Raw genomic sequence first — 24,533 nt, 5'->3', positions numbered from 1 at the left:
CTATCGTGGCGTGATGTCGCACGCACCGAATACGCCCAGACGCACTCTCGCTGTTCTGGGCGTATTCGGCGTTGTGGTGGTCGTAGTTGTCGCCGGCGCACTGTGGTGGTTCGCGCGCGGCGACGACGCTCTTGCCGGCGAGAATCTCGATTCGTTCCCGGCCGTCGACCACAGCATTCTCAGCGCTCAGCAGAGTGCGCTACTGGGCGTCCTCGAGCAGGAGTGGGAGTCAGGGAGTCCCGGCACCAAATACGCCGAGGGTGTCGAAGAATCGTGGTGTGCCGATTTCGTGAGCTGGTCGATGAACCAGATCGGCACGCCGTTCTCGAACCCCAACTCAGGGTCGTGGCGCATCCCCGGGGTGTACACGCTGCAGGAGTATTACGAGTCCGTCGACGCGTTTGTCCCCTACGGTCGGGACTACCAACCCAAGGTCGGCGACACGATCCTGTACGGCGACTCGAGCCCCTTCGGCCAACACGTCAACGTCGTTCTGGTCAACGACGGCGGCACTCTGACGACCGTCGGCGGCAACGAGAACAACAAGGTCATGCTCCATCGCATCGTCCCGTCGGAAGTCCCGGGGATCGTCGGGTTCGGCGTCATCTGAGCCCGAGCCCCACCGTCGTTGCTTGATGGTTCTTGCGATGTGCAGAGGTGAGGCTACAGATTCGGGGTTGCCGTTGGATGGGACTTGCTATCAACCAATATTCGGATAATTCGGTGTTTCCGTCATTGACAGATATTAGACATCTGTGAAGAAGTTTCCCTGCCAACTAGATTCGTATCCAGCTGTCCCCCACCCAGAACAGGAATTCGATGCGCCCTGGTGAGCTCACCACTCTCGAGCAGATACAACTCATGGCCCGCGCGGCTGCTGCGCAGGCCATGAGTGCTCAGTCGATGCTCCGACTGCGGCTCGGCCGCTACCCCACTCGCACACCCGAGCTGCGCAAACGCCCACTCCCCGACACCAAGCTGTGCAGCGAAGCGCTCGATCACGCCAGAGGAACCCTCTCCCCCGCGGTCTTGAACCACAGCCTGCGCTGCTGGATCTGGGCCGACGCCTTCGCGCAGATCGATGCGATCGAGTACGACCCCGAAGATCTCTTCACTGCGTGCGCCCTTCACGATGTCGGACTGGGCGCAGAAGGATCGGCCGAGCACGGGTGTTTCACCTACATCAGTGCCGCAGACGCAGAAGAACTCGCGACCCGAGTGGGAACTTCGGAGGGGTCCCTACAGCGAATCGGCGAAGCGATCCGTCTGCACATGGATCTGACCGTCGACCGCGGCGCGGGCGCTGACGCCTATCTACTGCATGCCGCAGCGCATTTCGACGTTGCCGGTCGGCGTGCGCCCGAAATTCCGCGAGCAACTGTTGATGCAACAATCGCGGAGTACCCGCGAACAGGGTTCACCGACGAGTTCACGCAGTCGATGCGGCGCGAGGTCCAGCTCCGTCCGCACTCTCGCGCGGCGACGCTCTGGAGATCGGGCATGGCACTGCCGCTCCGAACCAATCCCCTGGATTGGAAGAGCCGCAAGCTACGTCCAGTCCTCGAGCACCGCGGTTCGTGATCCTCCGACGTTCCCGGTATTCACCACGCCCACGGGTTCGATCAACATCACCTCCGCTTCCTCTTCGGCGATGGGACAATGCTCGACTCCGCGAGGTACAACGAACAATTCACCGGGCCCCAGCGAAACATCTCCGTCGCGCAGTTGGATTCGGATCTGCCCCTTTGTCACCAGAAACATTTCGTCGGTGTCGGTGTGGGAGTGCCAGACGAATTCACCTTTGATCTTGACGATCTTGATCTCGTAGTCATTGAGGCCCGCAATCTTCTTGGGCGACCAGTGCTCGGTGAACTGACCGAACTTCTCGCGGAGCGATACCGCTGTTGCCGAACTGTTCATGTTGTTCCTCCCTCGGGCGCGCCACCACTGCGATGACGACCCCGCCACTCTTCGTCACCCGAGGCAGCTGCGTCTTGTACGTTTCTGACATGGATCCCCGCGGCGCACAGATCACCGCGTGGGCACCGGGCCTCGCGGGAATCACCGAGGTCTTCCATGCCGATTTCGTCGGACACGCCTATCCCAAACACACGCACGATCAGTGGTCCCTGATGCTCGTCGACCGCGGCACGATTGCATACGACCTCGATCATCGCGCTCATGGCGCAGCACCAGAGATCGTGACTCTGTTGCCGCCAGGCATCGCACACGACGGAGTTCCGGTCACCGAGGCCGGATTTCGTCAACGAATCCTCTACCTCGACACGTCAGTTCTCGGCGAGGTCCTCATAGGCCCGGCGGTGGACAGCCCCGAGATTCGAGACCCTCTGCTGCGCCATCGCATCGATCAACTGCACTCTGCACTCGGCCCGGACGGCGAATCACTCGAGGCCGAAAGTCGCCTGGGGTTCCTCGCTGAAAGATTGAACGAGATCCTCACACCGGCCACAGGTCGATCCCTTCACACGCCGACCGTTGACGAACGCGTTGCCGATCAACTTCGGGACCTGCTCGATGCGCGACTCACAACGGGAATCACGATGCGGGAAGCGTCGAACATCCTGCAGCGGAAGCCCACGTATCTGATCAAGAACTTCGCGAAGCATTTCGGGCTTCCGCCTCACAAGTACGTGACGGGACGTCGAATCGATCTGGCGCGACGCGCAATCCTCGCCGGGCGCGAATTGGCGGACGTGGCCGTCGACGTCGGATTCCACGATCAATCCCACCTGTCGCGGCACTTCGTCAAGCATGTCGGGGCGCCGCCCGGCAAATACTCACTGAACGTGGCCAGTGGAGCGCGCTAGTCGCAGCACCTGGCACCGGTTTCGTTGAGCAGACACTGGTTCCGGTCAGCTGGAGTCTGTGTCCACTGAATGAAAACGGTGTCAGGTCCCAACGATCAAGCAGCCGTCTCGAGGTCGACCAGGAGGAAGTCCTCGCGCCGCGGCCCGTATTCACGATCGGTCAGCTGGTACGAGCGCAACGCACGAGGTGCACGCGCCAACTCGTAGAAGCGCTCGGAGCCAGGCACGAATTGCCTCGTAGCCCAACCCCAGTTCGGGCCGTGCGGAAACTTCGGGTCGGGCAGCATGTCGGACTCCATCGACATGAGCCGCAGGCGCCGAACTACCCCGGTCGTGGCGGCATCTGCGCCGAAGTCTATCCACGCCTGACGCGCGTTTGGGTCGTCACGAGGAGTTCCGGCAAGTAGGTGCAATGCACCCGCGACCTCGGCAACCGCCCACCGGCGCGGGTTGTCGACATTCCAGGAGAGTCCCCACCGGACGGTCTCCCCCAATTCTGGAGGGACAAACCACCGAAGACGCAGACCGTCGATGACTACCGGCGTGATCATCGCGTCGAAGTTCGCCGACGCACCGACCACTCGACCGGCTCCACCGCATCGTCCAGCCCGAGAACCACGCGAGCTGCATTGCGCCCTTGATCGAACAGGGACTGGCGAACCGTCGTCAGGCCGGCGTCCGATGCGGCTGTTGTGTCGTCCCATCCGACGACTGCGACATCGTCGGGCAGCGCGAGGCCGAGTTCACGGATCGCGTCCAGAACCCCCAGAGCCAGTTCGTCACTCATCGCCAAGATGACATCGGGCCTTCGGCTCTCGGGAACGTCGAGCAGGGACCGAGCCATCCGCGCACCCTCGCTCCGCTCGTTGACAGTGACGACCCCTACCCGCACCGAGGGCCAATCGAGGCCCGCGTCGCGGACGGCGCGCTCGTAGCCCTCGAGCCGATGGCGGGACACCGGAAAGAACGCTTCACCTGGATCCACGTCCATCCGAATCTCGGACCGACGCTCACGATCCCACGGAAGGCTGATCACCGCGGGCCGCTGCGCCCCCGACAACCCGACTGCCGCGATCGCGACGGCGCCGGCGACATCGTCCATCCCGACGAGATCCACACCCTCGTGCAACGGACCACCCTGGATGCATGCGGGTTTTCCGGTGCCGACAATCGCGTCGAGGATGGGATCGTCGAAGACGGTGGTCCAGACGACAAAACCGTCTACTGCCGCGTCGCGAACTCTGTCGACGTCTCCCGGTTTCCCCGAGTTCGGCAGCATCATCAGCCCGGCGTTCGCATCCAGGCACGCTTCGGCGACTCCCGAGAGGAATCGCCGAGCTACTGCGTCTTCGAAGGCGTACGTCAGCTTCTCGCTGAAGACGACCGCGATGTTGTTGAATTTCCCGCTCCGCAAGGACTGCGCCGCCCGGTTCGGGCCCGCGTACTCGAGCTCTTCGGCGGCGGCGAACACCTTGGCCCGCGTTGATTCAGACACGCGCTCGGGCTGCGCGAAGGAGTACGACACCGACATCACCGACACGCCTGCGGCCTTGGCGACGTCGGCCATCGTCGGACGACTCGAACGCTGCGCACGTATGGCCATGAGCATCAGCATAGCGAGTGAAAAATATCCATTGCGCAGGCGTGTATCGATACATGTATCGTTACACAACATGAGTGCTCGACTGCCGAAGGCAACCACGCTACGGCTGATGACACTGGCCGGAGCAGCCTTCGCCTACGTGACGGCCGAAATGCTCCCCGTCGGACTGCTCAGCGAAGTCTCAACGGACCTCGACGTCACCGAAGGGCGTGTCGGCCTACTGCTGACCTTCTACGCATACGGTGTCGCGGTCTTGACGCTTCCGCTGATTGGAGCGGTCAAAACCTGGCCGCGACGACGCGTCGTCGTTCTGACGGTGGCCACCCTCGCGGTGTCGCAACTGGTCGCAGCATTGGCCGTCAACTATCCGATGCTGGTGATCGGACGATTGCTCTGCGCTGCGACGCACGGAGTGTTCTGGGCTGTCGTTGCACCGGTCGCAGCCACTCTGGTTCCGCGCGGACAACAGGGCAAGGCAATCGCGATGGTGTATGCCGGTACGTCTCTCGCATTTGTTCTCGGAGGTCCCCTGTCTTCGGCGATCGGCCAGTCCTGGGGTTGGCGGACCGCGTCGGCGGCAATCGGTGTGGTGGCAGTGGGCATTGCTTTCTCACTGCATCGTGCGTTGCCAGAAATGCCGGTCGATCAACACCATCGGAGTAAGCCAGACAAACCGAAGCCGACACCGGCGATGAAACGGGCACTCGCCGTCATCTGCGCGGCAACGCTGTTTGCCGCCCTGGGGCAATTCGCTTCGTACACGTTCTTCACACTTCTGGTGGAGGAAAGCCTCGGCTCGTCCGGTGGCATCCGTACCGCGATGCTTCTGGTCTACGGCGCCGCCGGCGCCGTCGGAGTGTGGGTCGCCGGCAAGTACTACGACCGCCGACCGCGTCTCTTCACGCTCATCTCGATCGCGACAGTGGCAGGCGCGCTGGCCATGTTCTGGCTCTTGGCGCCGTCGATGGGAGCGTTCGCAGTTGTCGCCACGATCTTGTGGGGTGCGGCGTTCACCACCGTTCCGATCTGCCTCCAGTCCTCGGTTCTGCGCGCCGTTCCGATCGGGACCGACCGTGCCTCGGCCATCTACGTCGTCGTGTTCCAGATCGCGATTGCAACGGGCGCTCTGCTCGGTGCGGCCGTCGTCGACAGTGGCGGGCTCTCACATCTGGCGGGCATCGGGGTCGCTCTGATGATCGCTTCGTTGGCGATAGTCGGGTTCGGCCGACGCGCGTTTCCCCAGGAACCGGAACGGTCTACTCACTCCCCCACCGACGCGCCGGCCGGACTCTCGTCGTAGATCAGGGTGTATCGCCAGAACAGTCGTCTCCTGATCCGGCTACCTGGCAGACACAACGCGGCCGCGCGCCGGACGTCAGCCATCGACTCCCCCGGTTCCGCGGTGGGAGCTGTCATCGCCTTCAGTGGCTCGGAGGCAACCCGTCGATGCTTGACGACGCCGACGACGGGATTGCACACGGTCGCCAACACCGACAGGAGTGCGTCGGTGGGTGTGGTCGACCGATAACACCCGACCACGACGAGCCGCCCGCCCGGTTCGAGCAGGCTACTCAGCTGCTTCATCGATTCTTCGAGTGGAAGATGATGCAACGCTGCGACGACTGTGATCGCGTCGTACTTCGCCTCGGATGCAAAGTCCTCGATCCGCTGCGCGTCGATGATCACGTTCTCGTCGTCGACAAACCTTGCGCGCACGGCGGCCGAGGTTGTCGGGTCGGGTTCCACACCGACCACCACGTCGAACCGCCGACGCAAGAGGTCGATCAGATTGCCCGTCCCGCACCCCACGTCGAGAGCGCGACCGGACCTGACCCCGCGCAGATTACGTAGAACCCACCGGCCGTAGTAATCGTTGTGACTCCACGGATGGCGTCGGTTGAAACCGTCCACGCGAGCAATCACACCCATACCCGACGGTATCAATCCGAGCCTGCGCACCGGCCGTCACAACCGCGGGTCGACCGGCTCCGATTCGAGAGCCAGCACCGCGAACACGGCCTGGTGCGCTCGCCACAAAGGTTCACGGTCGACGAGCCTGGATACCGCCTCCATGCCGAGCGCGTACTCGCGCAGCGCCATCGACTGCTTGTGTCCGAGGTTGCGGTTACGCAATCTCGCAAGCGTCGACGGTTCGAGGTAGTCGGCACCGTAGATCAATCGCAGGTACTCCCGGCCGCGGACCTTGATCCCCGGCTGAACCTTCGCGTTGTACCCCCGCGGTCCGTGAATCTGATTCGCCAGCGGTTTGACGACCATCCCCTCACCACCGTCGCCGGTGAGCGACTCCCACCACTTCGTCGCTTCGAACACCGAGTCCTCGGAACCGAGATCGACCACCAGGCGACGTGTAGTGGTAAATCGACTCGGGTCGGCCGCGGCCAGGCGGTCCGAAATACCGAGGTGCCATTCGTGATCCCGTTCCCCGTACGACTGGCCCTCGGCCGCCAGAATCTGGAACGGCGCGATGGTGACGCCGTCCAGTCCGTTCGTCGGCCACACGTACCGTCGGTACGCCTCGCCGAAGCGCTCGATACTGGCGGCCCGAACAGTTGTCTGTTCGAACATCTCCGCCACGTCCAGGCCCCGCGACCCGGCCCGCGCCAACACGGCCTCGCGAGCTGTGAGGTCTGATCGCCCGGCCGCCGCGACCGACGCGTACTGCGAGCGCAGCAGACCTTCCGCTTTGACGTTCCACGGCAACAGTTCGCAGTCGAGGAGCAGCCAGTCGGTGCCCAGCTCTTCCCACAACCCAGCGGAGGTGACTGCGGCGGCGATGTCGTCGATCAACTGCTGAGTCAGGTCGTCGTCGAAGAACTGGCGGCCGGTGCGGGTGTGCACCATCCCGGTGAGCGCATCCGGTGCGTCGAAGCGGGACTGAGCAACCGATCGATCACGGCACACGAGCACCACTGCCCGCGAACCCATGTGCTTCTCTTCGCAGATCACTGTTCCGATTCCGCCGGCCCGGTATGCGTCGAACGCGGTCGACGGGTGTTCCAGATAGTCATCGGATTGGGCGCTCGCGCAGGGCGCCGTGGTCGGCGGTAGGTACCGCAGCCATTGCGGCGCGACCGCGAATCGGCTCATCACTTCCAAGGCGCCGGCAGCGTTGTCGGTGCGAACGGACACTCGACCGCGCAGTTCGGTGTCGACGCCGGTCGTTTCGAGGACGTCGGCGAGATCGAGCACATCCGGATCACGAGTCGGCGGTGCCAGCGGTACCACCGGCTCGTACCAAACCTGCTCCGCCGGAACCGACACGATCTCTCGTTCCGGGTATCGAAGGGCGGTGAGGGATCCACCGAAGACGCACCCGGTGTCGAGGCACGCGGTGTTGTTGATCCATTCCACCTCGTGCACCGGCGTGTGACCGTAGAGGACCGTCGCTGATCCTCGGTAGTCCTGCGCCCACGGGTATCGAACGGGTAAGCCGAATTCGTCCGTCTCACCGGTAGTTTCACCGTAGAGCGCAAAGCTCCGGACTCGACCGGATGCCCTGTTGTGGTAGTCCTCCTTGAGACCGGCGTGCGCGACAACGAGTTTGCCGTCGTCCAGGACGAGGTGCGCGACGAGGCCGTCACAGAAGTCGACGACGCTTTCGCGGAACTCCGCCGACTCGGTGGCCATCTGCTCGAGGGTCTCGGCGAGTCCGTGACTGGCCGTGACCTTCTTACCGCGCAAGGCCTTGACGAGTTTGTTCTCGTGGTTACCCGGAACCGCTATCGCATGTCCCGCCGCGACCATCCCCATGACCAGACGCAGCACACCGACCGAATCCGGTCCTCGATCCACGTAGTCACCGAGGAAGACGGCAGTTCGCCCTTCCGGCGGCACCGCATCGACAGCTCTGCCGTCCGTCCCGTAGTCGACGGTGTAGCCGAGTTTCACGAGGAGCGTCTCGAGCTCGCTTCGACATCCGTGGATGTCACCGATGACGTCGAACGGACCACGCTCGACACGCAGATCGCTGCGGAGCGGGTGGCGCAAGAATGTGGCTTCGGAAACCGCGTCCTCACCTCTGAGGATGTGAACCGAACGGAAACCTTCCTTACCCAGCCCGCGGAGCGAGCGAGTCAGCTGTTGGTGCTGGCGGCGAATCACGTCGCGTCCGAACGTCCGGTCAGAGCGTGCGTCGTTTCGTGCAGAACAGACCGATTCCGGAACATCGAGCACGACTGCCACCGGCAGTATGTCGTGCTCGCGAGCCAACGCGACGAGTCGCTTGCGCGCGGCGGGCTGGACGTTGGTCGCGTCGACCACCGTGAGGCGTCCGCGTCGCAAACGCTTGGCCGCGACGAACTCCAGCACTTCGAAAGCATCGGACGTCGACTCCTGTGAGTTCGGATCATCACTGACCCACCCTCTGAATGTGTCACTCGAGAGGGTTTCGTACTCACCGAAGTGGCGCGCTGCAAAGGTCGACTTTCCCGAGCCACTGACGCCGATGAGTACTACCAGGGCGAGATCTGGAATCTCGTACACCGTCATGACGTTCGTGCCTCCTTCGTGAAGATTGCCATCTGTGTCGGCCCGCCAAGGACCGGATCAATTGCTCCGATAAATTCGAACTCCACGCAATAGCCGTGGACTCGGGCCGTTTCGGTTGCCCAGTCGCGGAATTGGGTTCGGGAGAACTCGAACCTGTGATCGGGGTGCCTGAACTCTCCCGCGGCCAATGCCGGATACAGCACGTTGTAGTCGGCATTCGGAGTAGTCAGCAGCACATACTGCGGTGCTGCGTCCACGAAGGCCGATCTGACCAGCGCCGGCAGGCGCGCCGTGTCGACGTGCTCGACCACCTCCATCAGCACGGCTGCGTCGAAGCCTTTCAAGCGTGCGTCGCGGTACGTCGCGGACGACTGCATCAAAGACACACGTTCACGTTGGGCGTCGGACATTTCGGTGAACTTCAATCTGCGTTGCGCCCGTGTCAGTTCGCGCGCGCTCACATCGACGCCGACAAGTTTGTCGAATTGAGCGTGCGGCATCAGCACCTCGATCAGTTTGCCTTCGCCGCAACCGATGTCGACAATCGTTCTGACGTGCAGTCGCTGAAGTGTCGCCAAAACTGCGTCGACGCGAAGCCGTGCCAGCGGCGGATCCGGTCGCGGTACTTCGATCTGCGCCTCTGCTTGGTCGGGAATCAGTCGATCGACCACCGATTCGACCAGGTCGCGTCGACGCGCCAGGTAGCGGGACATGATCAGCGCGGAATCCGGATGCGACGCCAACCACTCTCCAGCGACGCGGATCAACTTGTCTGCCTCGTCGGGTCCCACCCAGTAGTGCTTCACGTCGTCGAGGACCGGCAACAGCACGTAGAGGTGCCGAAGGGCACTCTGCACCGTGTGTTCCCCGGTGAGCGTCAACGACACGAAGTCGGAGTTTCCCCACGTCGGCAGGTGCGGATCAAGCTGCACCGGTATCGCGGTCACATCCCAGCCCAGCGGCTCGAACAACCGACGAGGCAATTCCGCATCGCCGCCACACGGAACCACCGGAATCGAGACGGTCAACGCGAGTTCGGTTCCAACGAGTTCCGGGTGCGACTTGCACGTTCCCGTCAACGCGGTGCGAAACAGCTTCGACAGAGCAACCGAGAGTATGGACGACGCCGCATACGGCCGATCATTGACATACTCACCCAGCGAAAAGTTGTCGCCACTCTTGCCGCGTCGATACCTACTCTGCACAAGTTCGATGGGGTCGACGTCCACAATCACTGCCACCGTGGTCTTTTCGGCTGAGGCCTCCGGGTACAGAACCGTGGCGGTGCCGATCGCCAAGTCGAAGCTTTGCACGCGGTCGGGATGTTTGTGCAGCAGGTAGCTCAACGCGGTCGCATCAGGAGTCTGCGGGGTCGGGGTGGACGTCAGTGTGAGTAGCACCAGGCGAATGTAGCCCGGCAAACGTCCGGGGCGCCTCCGATTTACGCGCCCGCGGCCGTCAGAACAAAGTGAGAGCTGCTCCCGCACCCACCAGTTCCCGGGGCGCCTCACGCGGCTCACTGCCAGCTGCACTGACGTCTCGATGCTCCGAACGACCACCCAACCCATGGCGCTCGACCAATGGCTCGACACGGCTTGCGAGCCAACGCTTGTATTCGGGAGTGACATACGCGCCCCGCCCGTACAGCTCGCGGTAGCGACGGATGAGCGCCGGATGTTCCTGAGCAAGCCAATTCATGAACCAACCCGAGTACTCCCCCGCAGGTGCATCGGGAAGACCGTCACACTCGTCGCACCGGCTTCGGACAGTGCCTCGAACAGCCCGTCGAGATGGCTGGTGGAATCGGTGAGGAACGGAATGACCGGCGCCACCATGACATTGCACGAGAATCCCGCGTCGGTGATGGCGCGGATCATCTCGAGACGCGCCCGCGGCGACGGGGTACCAGGCTCGATCTGCTTCTGAAGTGCAGCGTCGTTGATCGCCAACGACACACCGATTCCGACGTCGACCTGCGCTGCCGCCATTTTCAACAGCGGCAGGTCCCGTCGGAGCAGAGTTCCCTTCGTCAGGATCGAGAAGGGAGTTCCGGATTCGGTCAACGCGCGAATAATGCCGGGCATCAAGCGGTATCGGCCCTCGGCTCGCTGATAGGGATCGGTGTTGGTACCCAGTGCCACCGCCTCCCGTTTCCAGGACTTTCGCGCCAACTCTTTGCGGAGCACCGCGGCAATGTTCGTCTTCACGACCACTTGGGAATCGAAATCCGCGCCGGCGTCGAGGTCGAGATACTCGTGACTCGGTCTCGCGAAACAATATCGGCATGCGTGCGAGCAACCACGAAAAGCGTTGACGGTGAAGCTGAACGGCAACGTCGACTCTTCGGGCATCTTGTTGAGCGCGCTCTTGCAGAGCACCTCGTGAAACGTGATTCCCTCGAACTCGGGAGTCTGCACGGAGCGAACCAACCCGGCTCGTTCGAGTCCGGGTAGCGCTCCGTCATCTGCATCCAATGCCTGACCCGACCACCTCATGGCCCCAAGTCGAACACTTGTTCTAAGGTATGTCAAGATGGAGCGAATACCTGACCGTGCCTCACCACGGCCGGGAAGTTGTTGGCAGAATTCGGTGCATGTCGAACAGAATCAATATTTCGTCCGGTTCCGAATGGGAACCCAAGATCGGTTACTCCCGTGCCGTGCGCATCGGTAACCAGATCGCAGTCTCCGGCACCACCGCTCCTGGTGAGACCCTCACAGATCAGACCCGCGCAGCGCTCGAAACTATCAAGGCAGCACTTGCCGAGGCCGGCGCCTCGCTCGACGACGTCATCCGCACTCGCATGTACCTGCGCGACATGACGCAGTGGGAGCAGGCCGCTCTCGCGCACGGTGAAGTGTTCGGCGAGATTCGTCCCGCCACGACGATCCTCGAGGTCAGCTCGCTGATCGACCCCGCTCTGCTCATCGAGATCGAGGCCGACGCGGTTCTCAGCTGATCGCCAATCCGGACATTTGTGAAATGGGCGCCTAGTCTGAGCCGATGAAACCGATGCGGCTGTATCCGTTGACGCTCGCGCTCGGCATCACCGCCGCTTTCCTCTCGCCCGGTTCTGCACTCGCAGAACCGGGCGAGAGTCTTTCGACGGCTTGCGGCAGCCAGTTGAGCAATGCCGAGGTGGGCCGGATTGCCGAACTCAGCGACGTCACGACCCTGAACGGTGCCGGACTGCCTCGGCTCGAGACCGCTGTCGAACGTCATCGTGAGATCACGTCGATCCTCGTCTCACACCACGATTGGCGAGGCTTGTTCTCCATCGGCCTCGACGCTGTCGAACACGAGGCGGTGATGCCGCTGCAGCGAGACCCTGCGGCCTTCGCCGATGACGAGTGGGCCCATTCCGTCAGCTTCGAATTGCTGCGCAGGTACCTGGTGAACGTCCATGCGGAGTTCACCGGTACTCCCACCGATCCGGCGTGGAGCAACTACTTCGCCCTGACACGTCAGTGCGACGCCAGTCCAGCACGGGTCGCCATGGCCGGCTACAACGCGCATCTCACCGTCGACCTCGCTCACGCCGTCGCCACGTCCGGAACCACTGCGGAGGATGTCCCCGATTTTTACAAGATCGTCGATTCCATTGCCGTCAAGGGTGGTTCGATCGTGACCCTCACCAAGGCCGAGTACGACGCCGATCTGGGGCCGCTCTGGCGGTTCTACTTCGTCGGCGAAGGACTCGACCGATTGGCCGGAAACTCGCAGCCCTCGGAACTGCTGCTCCGCGCCGCCGACAGCGGATACAACACCATCACGCTGGCCAACGGATTCGCCCTCCAGAATCCGCAGACACGTCCGGGCGCAGAACAGGAGATCGACGCACTCTGGCGTACTACAGATTCCGCTCTCGACGTACTCTCGCGACTCGGTGGTCTCTGACATCTCACCCTCCGCTGCCTGAACCGGACACACCTGCGACAATGACCCCATGACGGGGCACTCGACGGGGCAAGGCATGCAGAGTCCCGCCATGCGCCGGGTGCGAGACCTGTTGCGCGGGCCCGCAATTGTCTGCGATGGCCGAGCAACCATCCGCGAGGCCGCGAAGTTGATGACCGACGCGGGCCGCCGCGCTGTTGTGATCCCGACGGAGACAACCGGTTTCGGAATCTTCACCGAAGGTGACCTACGTGCTCGTGTGGTAGTTGGTGGTATCGACAGCAATCAGCCGGTATCAACGGTGATGACGCCGTCAGCAGTGACAGTCGATCCGGATCGATTGGGCGCCGACGCCGTGACCGACATGCTCGAGTACGGATTGCGCCATCTCCCGGTCGTGACCGAGGCAGGCGCACTGATGGGTGTGCTCGAACTCAGCGACCTCCTGACTTCGGCCACCAATCAGGGTTTCGAACTGCGCGCAGCGCTCGCCACAGCACAGGATGACGCCCACCTCGTCGAAACAGCCCGCGCGGTCCCTGTTCTGGTGACGGAATTGGTGGCGTCACGGGTCTCTCCGCTCGACATCGGCGCGACGCTGGCCGTGCTGATCGACGTGACGGTCAGGCGAGCCATCGAATTGGTGGTGGGCGGAGACGAGCGACCGGATTTCGCGTGGCTGTCGCTCGGCAGCGTCGCCAGGCGTGAAGCGCTCCCCTCTTCGGATATCGACAGTGCGCTGGTGTGGGGCGGCGAATCTCATCACGAGGGAGCCGACGCCGCGAAGACCATCCACGACATCCTCGATCTCTGCGGGTTCCCTCGCGACACCAAGAACGCCGTCGCGACCCAGGCCAGGTTTGCTCGGACGCTCCCACAATGGCGCACTGCGCTGCGGAAATGGGTATCCAATCCGTACCAGGACCAGGCCCTGGTCATGTTGTCGATGCTGGCGGATGCCCGCGTCGTCGCGGGCGATCCGGCGTTGGATCCTCGCCCTGCGGCGTTGGATCAACTGCGACTGCACCCGGCCGTCATGCGACTGCTCCTTCGCGAAGCCGTCGGAGGCAAGGCAAAGCTCCATTCGTTCAAGGACGTGATGACGCGTCGGACCGGAACCGTCGACCTCAAAGCCAGCGCCGTCCAACCGATCGTGAACATCGCTCGTTGGGCGGGGATTTCCGTGGGCGCCCGCACGAGTTCGACACTCGAACGCCTCAAGGCTGCAGCGGGAAGCGGTTTCCTACTCGACGACGACGCCCAGGTACTGATCGAATCTTTCGAGGTGTTGCAGCAGATTCGTGTCCGCCACCAGACCGATCAGTTCGCGGCAGGTCGGCCACCGACCGACGAAGTGGTGATCTCCGAACTCACTCCGCTCTCGCGGAGCTTGCTGAGCAATGCAGTGCGCGAGGTCGCAGGTGTGCAACGACGACTCGAATATGCCGCGTCCGCGTCGGCGCTACCCGACATCGACCCGTGAATCGCACTGCGCTCGAACAGGTTCTGGCGGCGGAGCGCCTCGAAGGCTGGGATCCGAGCGATGAACAGATCGCGGAACTCGAGGCCGTGATGATCGGGATGCTTTCTCGGCGTGAGTATTTCGAGCAGGAATTGGCGCGAGCCGTCGGCCTCTCGTCTGCGATTCCCCCGCGGATCCGCTGGCGACGATCAGCGCCGTACGTCTATCGCGGTACATCGGTTCTCGAGAACAATTTCGACGTACGAGATCCCGCCGCACTGCAATCACTCGAGTTCGCGGCGACCGCGCTTCGCCTGGGTGAGGCGCATCTCGGCAGCGACCTCGTACAGCACACGCGAGACACAGCCGAACTTCTCCTGCTTCACCAGCACGTTTTCCAAGATCTGTACCAGTGGGCCGGCCACATCAGAACCGTCGACATCAGGAAAGGTGCGGCAACGTTTGCTCCGGTCTCGGCGATTCGGAACTACCTGTCCGAGGTGGAAGAGATCATCGCCGCCGTCGATTGGGTAGCGCTCGATCACGGCGCTGCGTCGTTCGCGCTCGCATCGGTGTACTCGACGCTCAATCATGCCCACCCGTTTCGGGAAGGAAACGGGCGAACCGGAACCCTCTTCCTGCACCGACTCGCCGCGGACACCCGGTATCAGCTCGACTTGTCGCGGGTGAGCAGAACCGAGTGGGTATCCGCGTCGAGGGATTCTGCGCCTTTCCGGCCCACCGGAACCCCGTCGCCTCGCCCGTTCATCGATCTGTTCAATCGCGCGCTGACTCGCTGACGCAAACATCTGCTGCCCGTTCCAGGCGGACTGAACACCGTTACTGCTGAGTGAGCACCGCTTCCGACACTCTGGAAGCGGTGCTCACTCGAGGAAAAGGGTGCTCACTCGACCATCAACCGGGCAGCGCGAACTCCCCTGCGTCGGACCAGCGCTGACGCTCGGCCCCGAACGCGACGGACTGCATCGCACGGAACTCCTCGATCGAGCGCGAGTTCGACGCGAGGAACTCCTGATGCTCGGCCAGCGAGAAGCTGCCGTCCTCGATCTCGACGCCCCCGCCGCGGCCGGCGGCGGTGTCCGCGCGCAGATCCATCAACTCTTCCGGCTCGACGGGGTACCAGGAGATCCGGTCGAAGAATCGCAGCAACCACGGAGTGCCCTCCTCGAACGGCCCGGACTTCGCGGGGTGGCGGTGATTCCACACCTGCGTCGTACGTCCGACGAACTGGTACCCGCCCGGGCCTTCCATGCCGTAGATGCAGAGGTACGCCCCACCGATCCCGACGGCGTTTTCCGGGGTCCAGGTGCGGGCGGGGTTGTACTTGGTCGTGACAAGGCGATGACGTGGGTCGAGCGGCGTCGCGACCGGCGCTCCGAGGTAGACGTCACCGAGTCCGAGCACCATGTATTCGGCGCCGAAGACGGTGTCGAACACGTCGTTCACGGATTCGAGACCGTTCATCCGGCGGATGAACTCGATGTTCCACGGGCACCAGGGCGCGTCGGCGCGAACCCCGTGCATGTACCGCTGGATCGCTTCGCGCGTAGCCGGGTCGTCCCACGACAGTGGCATCCGCACAGTGCGACTGGGCACAACGAGTTCGTTGGCCGCCGGCAAGGTGTCCTCCGCCTCGGCGAGCATTCCCATCAGTTTGCCGACGGGCAGCACGTCCGGGTCGACGCGGACCTGCAGGCTGCGGATTCCCGGGGTGAGATCGAGTAGTCCGGCCGGCTTCTCGGCGTCGAGTCGCTGATGCAGTGCATGAGCACGCGCACGTAACGCCAGGTCGAGATTCATGTCGCCGTATTCGACCAACACGTTGTCATCGCCTGAGCGCCGGTACGTGACCGTGGTGTCGCCGTCACGACGGGCTATGACGCCGTCGTCGCCGTCACCACCGGAGGAATGAACAACCGAATTGGAGGCTCGACGCGATACTCCGAGGTCACGCCGGGAGGCTGCCCGTTCGGCGCGGACCGGCACGAAGCGAATCTTGTTCCCTGGAGCCAACTGTCCGAGCTTCCAGCGATCAGCGGACACCACCGTGATCGGGCAGACGAAGCCGCCGAGGCTCGGTCCGTCTGGTCCGAGGAGGATGGGCGTGTCGCCGGTGAAGTCGAGTGCACCGATCGAATACGCGTTGTCGTGGATGTTCGAAGGGTGAAGTCCGGCTTCGCCGCCGGTGGTTCTGGCCCAGTCTGGTTTCGGACCTATCAACCGGACACCGGTGCGGTCGGAGTTGAAGTGGACCTCGTACTCGGTCGCGTACAGCGTGTCGATGTCGGAGCGGGTGAAGAACTCCGGCGCCCCGTGCGGGCCCTCGGTCACCGCAAGTTCCCAGCACGTGTGTATCGCCGGAACATGCTCGGCGGGAACAGCTCCCGCGACCCCGGTCGCCTGTCCGAGTTTGAGAACGTCTCCTGCCCGCAGAGTCCTACCTTCGTGTCCCCCGAACCTGCCCAGGGTGAAGGTCGACGCACTGCCGAGATAGTCGTCGGTCTCGATTCCGCCCTGTACGAGTACGTAGATGCGCAGTCCCGGGCCGCTGACCGTTCCGACGTCGAGCACCGATCCAGCGGGGACGAGAACGGGACGCCACTGACCGTGTACGACGCCGTCGACGGTCACCGACACCGGGGCACCTGTGATGCAGACCGTGGTGTCTTCGTCGAACGTCATGGCAGGTCCGGCCATCGCGCATTCGATGCCGGGGGCGCCTTCGGGGTTTCCGAGTGCGGTGTTTCCCAACCGAAACGACAGGTCGTCCATCGGGCCCGATGGTGGGACTCCGATCTGCCAGTATCCGACGCGTCCTGGATAGTCCTGAACCGTCGTCAGCATTCCGCGACGCACGATGGTCAGTTTTGCGTTCATTCGTCTGCTCCCGGCCGTGTGACGATCATGCGGACGGCCGTGGGATCGAAGCCGTTGCACGGGTTGTTGATCTGCGGGCAGTTGGACACGAGGACGAGCACGTCACGTTCGGCACGCAACGCGAGCCGCTTGCCTGGTGCCGACAGTCCGTCGACGATTCCGAGTGTGCCGTCGGGGTCGACCGGGACGTTCATGAAGAAGTTGATGTTGGACACCAGGTCCCGCTTACCGAGCCCCCATTTTGCGCCCTCGACGAGGAAGTTCTCGACGCACGCGTGCTGATGCTTGGTGTGGTGTCCGTATCGCAGGGTGTTCGATTCCTGTGAGCACGCGCCGCCGACGGTGTCGTGGTTTCCGACCTCGTCTGCGACCAGGGTCATGAGTGGAGTTCCGTCGTCACTGCGGAGCACGGAGCCTATGGACAGAAACAGGTTCTTCTGGGCTGTGACCGTCGCTGCTGCCGAATACCGAACGCTGTGATCGTCACCGGCGTAAACGAGGGTGTCGACGGCTTGATTTCCGTGTAGATCGACGATGGTCAGGACGTCACCGGCGCGGACAACTGCGGACCACGGCCCGAATGCGTCCGCGATCTCGTCGAGGATCACCGTTCCGGGAACGAGGGCGGGGACATCCAAGGTGGTGGTCATTCGGTCTCCTCCAGGTTCGAAGCCGTCCAGGCATCTTCGGTATTGAGCACTGCGCGTTGGTATTCCGGCCCGAGATCGTCAAGGCTGCCGAGTTCGTCGGCGGCCTTCCACGCGAGCACTTCGAGGGACGTGGTGGGAAACTGCGGCGCCGGATCGAGTGGGTGCGCGGTGTTGGCGATCATCACGATGACCGGCAGGTGGATCAGAAGATCGACCGTCGCGCCGGCGCCGGCGGAACCCGTACTGGTGAGAGCGCCGTCCGCCTCGACGCGGACACCATGGAAGAAGGACAACGGAGGCGCGATGTCCTGCGGCCCGACCCCGTTCTTCGCGGCAGCGACGGTGAACAGTTCACGACCGGCGGGTGAGGCACTGTGCAGCGAACCCTGCCCGTACTTCGCCTCGTTGGTGGCGCGTGACGTCGTTCCGCAGAACGCGTCGTGGTGACCCGACGTGTCTGCGACCACGGTCGCAAGTACTCGCCCCTGATCAGAGAGCAACGGGTGCCCGACGCCGAGATAGGCCTGCCATGGCACCTTGACGGTATCGGCGACGTTGAGACGCTCCCAGGGGGCGTCGGCGCGATAGAGCAAGATGTTTGCGCAGGCGCTGCCAGCGATGTCGCGAAGTCGCAATCGGGTTCCACGTGCGAGAACCTTGGTCGTGTACCGCCCACCCGGCACGGTCTCAGCCCAGGTCAGACGTTCGGGAGCGACGTCTTCGGGTGGGTTCGGCCAACGCGTTGCCGGCAATACGGGCATGGAATCGGTGATCGTTCCAGCTTGAGACCGGGCATGCTCGCGCGCTCCGGCGGTGGTCTGAGTACTCATGGTCAGGCTCCGATCGTGACGGGATTCGGGGTGGCGCGGCCACGTGGGAAGCAAGCGACTCCCAGCCCCACGACCAGCGCTACCGTGATGGGCGCGGCCCACTGCAGAATGGGGTACTCCCCGGTGGGGTTGAAGATCTCGGCTCGTGGCCAGGACAGGTTGATCACCATCAGCGCGCCGTACACAACCGCGGCGATGTTGACCGGAACTCCCCAGATGCCCAGGGAGAAAAGCTTTTTGCCTTCGGCGTCGAACTTGGGGCCGACTGCCGTGCGAGGCCATCCCTTGAGACGCTGAACCAGCAGCGGCACGGTCACCATGAGGTAGGCCAAGTAAATCAAGATGATGCATACGCTGGACAGGGTTGCAAAAATTGCCGAGTTGCCCACGTTGACGGCCAGGACGGCAATGCAGACCAGACCGATGAGGACGGACGGCGCGATAGGTGTTCCGGTGCGGGGGTTGACCTTTGCCAGTACCTGCGAGGCAGGAAGCCGCCCGTCGCGGGCCATCGAGAACATCAGCCGTGAAGCAGCAGTCTGAATGGCCAAGGTGCACACGAACACTGCGATCGAGACGTCGATCAACAAGACCGTGCCCCACGGGGAACTGAGAATCGATGTCAGTACGTACGGCAAACCTTCCGTGGCCAGGCGTCCGTCGGTGAGTGAGGGCGCTGCCATCAACGCGCCGAGGATCATCAAGCCGCCGCCGAGCGCGGAAGCGGACAGTGCAAGCCGGATCGTACGAGGTGCGACGCGTCGGGGGTTGCGGGTCTCCTCGGCCAGTTCGCCTGCCGAACCGAAGCCGACCATGACGTAAGCAGCCATCAGTCCGGACATGATCCACGCCCAGGCGTATCCGGGCTGACCGCCGGCACTGCCGGTGTCGAAGACGACGTCCGGTCCGCGCTGAGCGTGGGTGAAGAACATCCCAATCACTGCGATGACACCGACGATTTCGCAGGTCACGCCGATGTTATTGATACGCGACATCCAGTTGACGCCGATGCAGTTGATAAAGGTGGTCAGAACCAGAAGTACCGATCCGAGCAGCACGGCGTTGGCGGCACCACTCGATGAGGTGAGTGCGCTGTCCTCACCGATGATCTGGAACCCGCTCCACACATTGGGGAGCACGACCTGCAAGGCGATCGCGGCGGCCGATGCAGTGACGATCTGAGCGAGAATCATGAACCAACCGGCGAACCAGCCGACGATCTCACCACCCATCCGCCGCGACCACTGGTAGATGGCACCCGAAATCGGATATCTGGCAGCAAGTTCCGCGAAGTTGAGAGCAACCATGAACTGACCGATGAAGACGACGGGCCAGGTCCAGAAGAACGCCGGACCCGCGAAACCGAAACCGAGGCCGAACAATTGGAAGATCGTGGTCAGGATGGAAACGAAGGAGAAGCCCGCGGCGAACGACGCGAACTTTCCCAGCGATCGATGCAGCTGCTGCTCGTAGCCGAACTCCGCGAGGTCACCGTCGTCGTGAGGCGAAGAGGCGAGTGCGGAAGCGGTGGTGGGCTGCGCAGCCGGGGTTGTTGCACTCAACGGCGTACTCCTTCGGCGAAGCGATTCAGAGGCGAATAACTGTCGATTGATAGTTTTCGCGAAATCCACTCGCCACAGGTGACGCCCGCGTATACGATTCGCCTCATTCTGTAACAGGCTCGTTGAGTACGTTTCGAGCACGTGACCGAATGCTCACAGCGGCGACCATCCCGCACGTAAGGCCGCAGCCTGCCACTATGGAAGGCGTGACCAACGCCGGCCCCGGAAGACCCCGCCTGACCGCTCGCCGACGCCCGGGTGGCACTGCCCGGGCGGAGATCTTGGATGCAGCCGCTGAACTGTTCACCATCCGAGGCTTCGCCGCGACGTCCACACGCCACATCGCCGAAGCAGTCGGAATGCGTCAGGCGTCGCTGTACAACCATTTCGCCACCAAGGACGACATTCTGGTTGCACTTCTCGCCGACACCGTGACGCCGGCGCTCGACTTCGCGGAGAATCTCAGGCCACTCGACACCGCACCCGAGGTTAAGCTGTACGCACTTTCGTACATCGACGCGGCACAACTGATCACCGGACGGTGGAACCTCGGCGTCCTTTATCTCTTACCGGAACTGAGAAGTGACAGGTTCATGTCGTTCCGAGCCGATCGCGATCGGCTTCGCGAGCAATACCGGGCACTCGCCCAGGATGTGCTCGACGCGATTGACGATCCATCATCAACGCACCTGGCCGAGCTTCCGTTTCGCCTGGTAGAAAGCGTGATCAGCGCGCGAGCCGACGCGCTCGAAGGCACCCCGATTCCCGACGCCGCCGTCATCGCCGGGTCGGCGCTGCACATTCTTGGGTGGCGCCAGGATCTTGACCCCATCCATACGGAAGCGGCAACGCTCATTGCGAACGCAGAAACGCCGAAATTGTCCGGGGCTGCATCAGCTCCGGACAATTTCGACGCATTGAGGACCTAAACGGCCACGAGACTAGACCGAGAGGGACTGTCCCGGGAAGATCAGGTTGATGTTCGGAACCTGGCTGGCGAGGTTCTCGAGCGAGATGCCGTGTGCAGCAGCGATCTTCGACAGGGTGTCGCCTGCCTTGACCACGTAGTTGCCGCTTCCGGTGCTTGCTGCCGGAGCCGACTCGACGGAAGCCTCAGCGGTGACGGGGGCGGTTGCGGCCTCGTAGTTGCCTGCGGTGGTGCCGGTGGTCAGGTACTGACCGCAGACGGGCCATGCGCCGACGCCCTGGCCTGCGAGAACGTTCTCGGCGACACGGATCTGCTCGGCCTGGCTGGCGTTGGCAGCGTTGCCCGATCCACCGAATGCGTTCCAGGTGCTCTGCGTGAACTGCAGACCACCGTAGAAGCCGTTTCCGGTGTTGGCGGCCCAGTTACCGGAGGACTCGCAGTTTGCGACTCCGGACCAGTCGTGGCCGGCTGCCGAAGCGGTGCCGGTGCTCATGGCGAGCGGGATCGCGACGACTGCGCCTGCGGTTGCAACTGCGCCGAGGGCGCGCTTGAAGGTGATGCTGGTCATTGGGTAAATCCTCTCCGCTACCGCGGACGAGGTCGGCCCGGACGCTTTCACGTCTCGTCGATCGACTCGTCTGTTTCACTCCTGCCCCGCGAAGGTTTCGGGAGTACCGGACCCGCGGGGCAGAAGCACGCAGTTGCGGGTCGGTGTTTGCCCGGTAGTTTCGGGCTGTCAACGACCGTAGGTGATGGTCACGGATTGGTCACGGGGCAGTTTTCCGGCACTGCCGTACCAGATTCAGTCGAGTTTCAAGAAATAACCACAGGTCAACTAGTTGATTCGAGGTTCAACCATACCGATCGTTATCCGTCCGTTATGTGTCAACCGTCACTGTGATTTTGTGACCCACCGCACCGAAAAAGGCCGTGTCGGACCACGAAGGAGCCCCCTTCGGATGTTAAGAGATTCCTGGCAACGGGCAAAAACCAACCGCCCCAATCGTTATGGAGAATCAACTGGTGATCATCGCAGTAGAAGGACCCAGCGCCGCCGGCAAGACCACTTGGTGCCGAGCCCAGATGACGAATGAATCGGTCGTCGAGGAATTCGTGGCCGAATATCAGCCCACCGGGTTCGAACCGGATGGAACCAACCTCGAAGTGCAGGCAAGTTACTGGACAACGGTCAATTCGAAGCGATGGTCGCAAGCGGAAGATCTCGAAGCGAGAACCGGTATCGCGCTCTGCGACAGCGACCCGCTGAAACTGCACTACAGCTGGTGTCTCGCTGCGGTGGGCGCAGCACCTCGGGAGCGATTCGAGTACGAGCTCGCGGCAGTCGAGACAGCTTTCGAGCACCTCGAACTGGGTTTCGCGGATCTGACCGTCATCTCGATACCGTCACCGGGGCAGCTTCTACTTCAGCGCGAAGGAGACCCCAGCCGCCGACGACGGCATTTCGAGCTTCACGCGGCGCTCGCCGAGCCCCTCACCCACTGGTACTCGGCGGTGAACAGGGTAGATCCAGGTCGCGTTGTGTGGCGCTTTCCGACACAGCTCGATCTTTCGCGCTGTCCCCCGCCTCGATCGGATCGCAGCGATCCGGGCCTCCTTCGCGCGATGATCAACGAGCTGCCGCCTCTCCCCAGGTAGGGAGTGGCTGCTCGATCTCAGCGCGCTCGTTCGACCCTGGCCTCGTCCCACACCGGCGACTCGCTCTCGTACACGTTCCCATCCGATCCGAAGACGAGGAACCTGTCGAACCCGCGCGCGAACCAGCGATCGTGCGTGACCGAGATGACCGTGCCGGCAAACTGAGCAATGCCCTGCTCGAGCGCGTCAGCCGAATGAAGGTCAAGGTTGTCGGTCGGTTCGTCGAGCAACAACATCGTGGCGCCGGAGAGCTCGAGGAGCAGGATCTGCAATCGTGCCTGCTGACCGCCGGACAGGTCGTCGTACTTCTGTTCCGCAGCTTGGGACAATCCGTAACGGTCCAGCGCGCGGCTCGCCGCTTCGCGTCCCATTCCGCTGCGGTGTTCGTCGCCCATGTGCAGGATCTCGAGCAGCGTGTTTCCGGTCAGATCGGGCCTGGAGTGTGTCTGCGCAAACAATCCGGGACGTACCCGGGCACCCAGCGTCGCAGTACCCCCGTGCTCGACTGGCGCGATGTCGAGCGCCTCGACAGGCAGATGCTCGCTCCCCGGATCGGTCCCCCCACCCGCCAAGAGCCGAAGGAAATGCGACTTTCCGGATCCATTGGAGCCCAGCACGGCAACCCGATCTCCGTACCAGATCTCGGTGTCGAAAGGCTTCATCAATCCGGTCAGCTCGAGATCTTGACATACCAACGCGCGCTTGGCGGTTCGCCCGCCCGCCAGCCGAACCGTCACCTTCTGCTGAAGTGGAATCGCTTCGGGTGGCCCTGCCTCCTCGAACTTCGCCAACCTGGTTTGCGAGGCGTGATACCGCGCAGCGACGCCGTCGTTGAACTTGGCCTTTTCACGCAATCGCAGAACCAGGGCACGTAATTTCGCGTGCTCCTCGTCCCAGCGTCGGCGCAGTTCTTCGAATCGAGCGTTGCGATCCTCGCGGGCTTGGTGGTAGCTGGCCAGCCCAGCACCGTGCGTCCACGACGTTGCGCCGCTGATTCCGGGCTCGAGCGTCACGATGTGGGTGGCCGCGTTGGCGATCAGTTCGCGGTCGTGGCTGACGAACAAAACCACTTTCGACGATTCCGAGATCGTCTTTTCCAGCCATCGCTTGCCCGGAACATCGAGGTAGTTGTCCGGCTCGTCCAGTAGGAGTGCGTCGTCGGGCCCAGCGAACAGTGCTTCGAGAACCAACCGTTTCTGCTCGCCACCACTGAGGGAGTTGGCCGCGCGCCACTTCGCACGGTCATAGGGAACACCGAGAGCCGCGGTAGTGACCTTGTCCCAGAAGTCTTCGGTCTCGTAGCCGCCCACGTCGGCCCAATCGGCCAGCGCATGCGAATACTTCATTTGAGTTGATTCCTCGTCGCGCTCGATCATCGCGTTTTCTGCCGTATCGAGCGCCAGTGCTGCGTCCCGGATCCGTGCCGGCGAGACGGACAACAGAAGATCGCGCACGGTGGACTCGTCGCGAACCTGGCCGACGAATTGCCGCATCACGCCCAGTGTTCCGGATCGAGTGACAGCGCCCTCGTCGGCGACGACGTCTCCGGCGACAATGCGGAGCAACGTCGTCTTACCAGTCCCGTTGGGGCCTATCAGTGCAGTTTTTGCGCCGTTGCCGACCCGAAAGCTGACACCGCTGAGCAGTTGCCGACCATCAGGGAGAAAGTAGTCGACGTCGGCGATGTTGAGGTGGGTCACGCTGTCAAGA

Annotated in this window: 22 protein-coding genes and 1 pseudogene; 10 read left to right on the top strand and 13 right to left on the bottom strand. The window is 63.0% G+C overall.

Translation table 11 applies throughout. The annotated features are described in order from the left end of the window. Positions 1-13 precede the first annotated feature (13 nt). Both EHW12_RS14405 and EHW12_RS14400 read left to right on the top strand, forming a co-directional pair. Complete coding sequence (locus EHW12_RS14405) at positions 14-610, top strand: CHAP domain-containing protein (RefSeq protein WP_191908673.1); 597 nt, start codon at positions 14-16, stop codon at positions 608-610. A gap of 209 nt (positions 611-819) precedes the next feature. Continuing rightward, the gene (locus EHW12_RS14400) at positions 820-1,581 is read left to right on the top strand and encodes an HD domain-containing protein (RefSeq protein ID WP_125051041.1); all 762 of its coding nucleotides are present in this window, start codon (positions 820-822) and stop codon (positions 1,579-1,581) included. Here the strand turns inward: EHW12_RS14400 and EHW12_RS14395 are convergent. Continuing rightward, the gene (locus EHW12_RS14395) at positions 1,549-1,920 is read right to left on the bottom strand and encodes a cupin domain-containing protein (protein WP_054781205.1); all 372 of its coding nucleotides are present in this window, start codon (positions 1,918-1,920) and stop codon (positions 1,549-1,551) included. The genes EHW12_RS14400 and EHW12_RS14395 overlap by 33 nt on opposite strands. Positions 1,921-2,009: 89 nt before the next feature. On the opposite strand from EHW12_RS14395, the gene EHW12_RS14390 reads away from it, so the two are divergent. Then, a complete protein-coding gene (locus EHW12_RS14390) occupies positions 2,010-2,828 on the top strand; it encodes an AraC family transcriptional regulator (RefSeq protein WP_064444568.1) in 819 nt (272 codons plus the stop codon). A 95-nt stretch (positions 2,829-2,923) separates the two neighbouring features. Here EHW12_RS14390 and EHW12_RS14385 read toward each other — a convergent pair whose 3' ends face one another. Beyond that, the gene (locus EHW12_RS14385; RefSeq protein ID WP_125051039.1) at positions 2,924-3,409 is read right to left on the bottom strand and encodes a hypothetical protein; all 486 of its coding nucleotides are present in this window, start codon (positions 3,407-3,409) and stop codon (positions 2,924-2,926) included. Beyond that, positions 3,376-4,431: a LacI family DNA-binding transcriptional regulator gene (locus EHW12_RS14380; protein ID WP_228232709.1), complete on the bottom strand. Its 1,056-nt coding sequence runs from the start codon at positions 4,429-4,431 to the stop codon at positions 3,376-3,378. The genes EHW12_RS14385 and EHW12_RS14380 overlap by 34 nt, the downstream gene beginning before the upstream one ends. Before the next feature lie 70 nt (positions 4,432-4,501). Here EHW12_RS14380 and EHW12_RS14375 point away from each other — a divergent pair, with 70 nt between their 5' ends. After that, positions 4,502-5,731 carry an MFS transporter gene (locus EHW12_RS14375; protein ID WP_116056761.1) on the top strand — a complete coding sequence of 410 codons (1,230 nt, stop codon included), beginning with the start codon at positions 4,502-4,504 and terminating at the stop codon, positions 5,729-5,731. Here the strand turns inward: EHW12_RS14375 and EHW12_RS14370 are convergent. The 4 genes and pseudogenes from EHW12_RS14370 to EHW12_RS14355 form a co-directional block, all read right to left on the bottom strand. After that, complete coding sequence (locus tag EHW12_RS14370) at positions 5,692-6,360, bottom strand: class I SAM-dependent methyltransferase (protein ID WP_125051037.1); 669 nt, start codon at positions 6,358-6,360, stop codon at positions 5,692-5,694. The genes EHW12_RS14375 and EHW12_RS14370 overlap by 40 nt on opposite strands. Before the next feature lie 36 nt (positions 6,361-6,396). Next, positions 6,397-8,940, bottom strand: coding sequence for a polynucleotide kinase-phosphatase (locus EHW12_RS14365; RefSeq protein ID WP_125051035.1), 2,544 nt, complete (start codon positions 8,938-8,940; stop codon positions 6,397-6,399). Continuing rightward, a complete protein-coding gene (locus EHW12_RS14360) occupies positions 8,937-10,361 on the bottom strand; it encodes a 3' terminal RNA ribose 2'-O-methyltransferase Hen1 (RefSeq protein WP_125051033.1) in 1,425 nt (474 codons plus the stop codon). The genes EHW12_RS14365 and EHW12_RS14360 overlap by 4 nt, the downstream gene beginning before the upstream one ends. A 37-nt stretch (positions 10,362-10,398) precedes the next feature. Next, positions 10,399-11,435, bottom strand: a pseudogene (locus EHW12_RS14355) (Rv2578c family radical SAM protein). 98 nt (positions 11,436-11,533) lie between these two features. Between EHW12_RS14355 and EHW12_RS14350 the strand changes: the two are divergent. The 4 genes from EHW12_RS14350 to EHW12_RS14335 are packed head-to-tail and all read left to right on the top strand — an operon-like array spanning position 11,534 to position 15,099. After that, positions 11,534-11,899, top strand: coding sequence for a RidA family protein (locus tag EHW12_RS14350; protein WP_019748335.1), 366 nt, complete (start codon positions 11,534-11,536; stop codon positions 11,897-11,899). A 53-nt stretch (positions 11,900-11,952) separates the two neighbouring features. Then, complete coding sequence (locus EHW12_RS14345; RefSeq protein WP_081305406.1) at positions 11,953-12,837, top strand: DUF5995 family protein; 885 nt, start codon at positions 11,953-11,955, stop codon at positions 12,835-12,837. A gap of 49 nt (positions 12,838-12,886) precedes the next feature. Then, positions 12,887-14,320 (top strand): putative nucleotidyltransferase substrate binding domain-containing protein, encoded by a 1,434-nt coding sequence (locus EHW12_RS14340; RefSeq protein ID WP_238592722.1) that lies wholly within the window; start codon positions 12,887-12,889, stop codon positions 14,318-14,320. Continuing rightward, the gene (locus EHW12_RS14335) at positions 14,317-15,099 is read left to right on the top strand and encodes a Fic family protein (protein WP_064444562.1); all 783 of its coding nucleotides are present in this window, start codon (positions 14,317-14,319) and stop codon (positions 15,097-15,099) included. The genes EHW12_RS14340 and EHW12_RS14335 overlap by 4 nt, the downstream gene beginning before the upstream one ends. A 115-nt stretch (positions 15,100-15,214) precedes the next feature. On the opposite strand, the gene EHW12_RS14330 is transcribed toward EHW12_RS14335, so the two are convergent. The 4 genes from EHW12_RS14330 to EHW12_RS14315 are packed head-to-tail and all read right to left on the bottom strand — an operon-like array spanning position 15,215 to position 20,239. Beyond that, positions 15,215-17,197, bottom strand: a complete 1,983-nt coding sequence (locus EHW12_RS14330; RefSeq protein ID WP_083057260.1) for a 5-oxoprolinase/urea amidolyase family protein — start codon at positions 17,195-17,197, stop codon at positions 15,215-15,217. Then, positions 17,194-17,847: an urea amidolyase associated protein UAAP2 gene (locus EHW12_RS14325; RefSeq protein ID WP_083057262.1), complete on the bottom strand. Its 654-nt coding sequence runs from the start codon at positions 17,845-17,847 to the stop codon at positions 17,194-17,196. Before EHW12_RS14325 ends, EHW12_RS14330 begins: the two co-directional genes overlap by 4 nt. Then, entirely contained in the window at positions 17,844-18,677 is an 834-nt protein-coding gene (locus tag EHW12_RS14320; protein ID WP_125051031.1) for an urea amidolyase associated protein UAAP1, read from the bottom strand. Before EHW12_RS14320 ends, EHW12_RS14325 begins: the two co-directional genes overlap by 4 nt. Before the next feature lie 2 nt (positions 18,678-18,679). Then, complete coding sequence (locus EHW12_RS14315; protein ID WP_042951823.1) at positions 18,680-20,239, bottom strand: amino acid permease; 1,560 nt, start codon at positions 20,237-20,239, stop codon at positions 18,680-18,682. Positions 20,240-20,436: 197 nt separating this feature from the next. Here EHW12_RS14315 and EHW12_RS14310 point away from each other — a divergent pair, with 197 nt between their 5' ends. Continuing rightward, the gene (locus EHW12_RS14310; protein WP_007728104.1) at positions 20,437-21,168 is read left to right on the top strand and encodes a TetR/AcrR family transcriptional regulator; all 732 of its coding nucleotides are present in this window, start codon (positions 20,437-20,439) and stop codon (positions 21,166-21,168) included. 12 nt (positions 21,169-21,180) lie between these two features. Here the strand turns inward: EHW12_RS14310 and EHW12_RS14305 are convergent, their stop codons facing one another. Beyond that, positions 21,181-21,735, bottom strand: a complete 555-nt coding sequence (locus EHW12_RS14305; protein ID WP_125051029.1) for a transglycosylase family protein — start codon at positions 21,733-21,735, stop codon at positions 21,181-21,183. Between the two features lie 440 nt (positions 21,736-22,175). Between EHW12_RS14305 and EHW12_RS14300 the strand changes: the two genes are divergently transcribed. Then, on the top strand, positions 22,176-22,823 hold the full coding sequence (locus EHW12_RS14300; protein WP_058038739.1) for a hypothetical protein: 648 nt from the start codon (positions 22,176-22,178) through the stop codon (positions 22,821-22,823). A gap of 17 nt (positions 22,824-22,840) precedes the next feature. Here the strand turns inward: EHW12_RS14300 and EHW12_RS14295 are convergent, their stop codons facing one another. After that, entirely contained in the window at positions 22,841-24,523 is a 1,683-nt protein-coding gene (locus EHW12_RS14295) for an ATP-binding cassette domain-containing protein (RefSeq protein WP_003944811.1), read from the bottom strand. Between the last annotated feature and the right edge of the window lie 10 nt (positions 24,524-24,533).

Source organism: Rhodococcus sp. NJ-530 (assembly GCF_003860625.1).
Lineage (GTDB): Bacteria > Actinomycetota > Actinomycetes > Mycobacteriales > Mycobacteriaceae > Rhodococcus_F > Rhodococcus_F qingshengii.
This window is presented reverse-complemented; position numbering and strand designations above follow the sequence as displayed.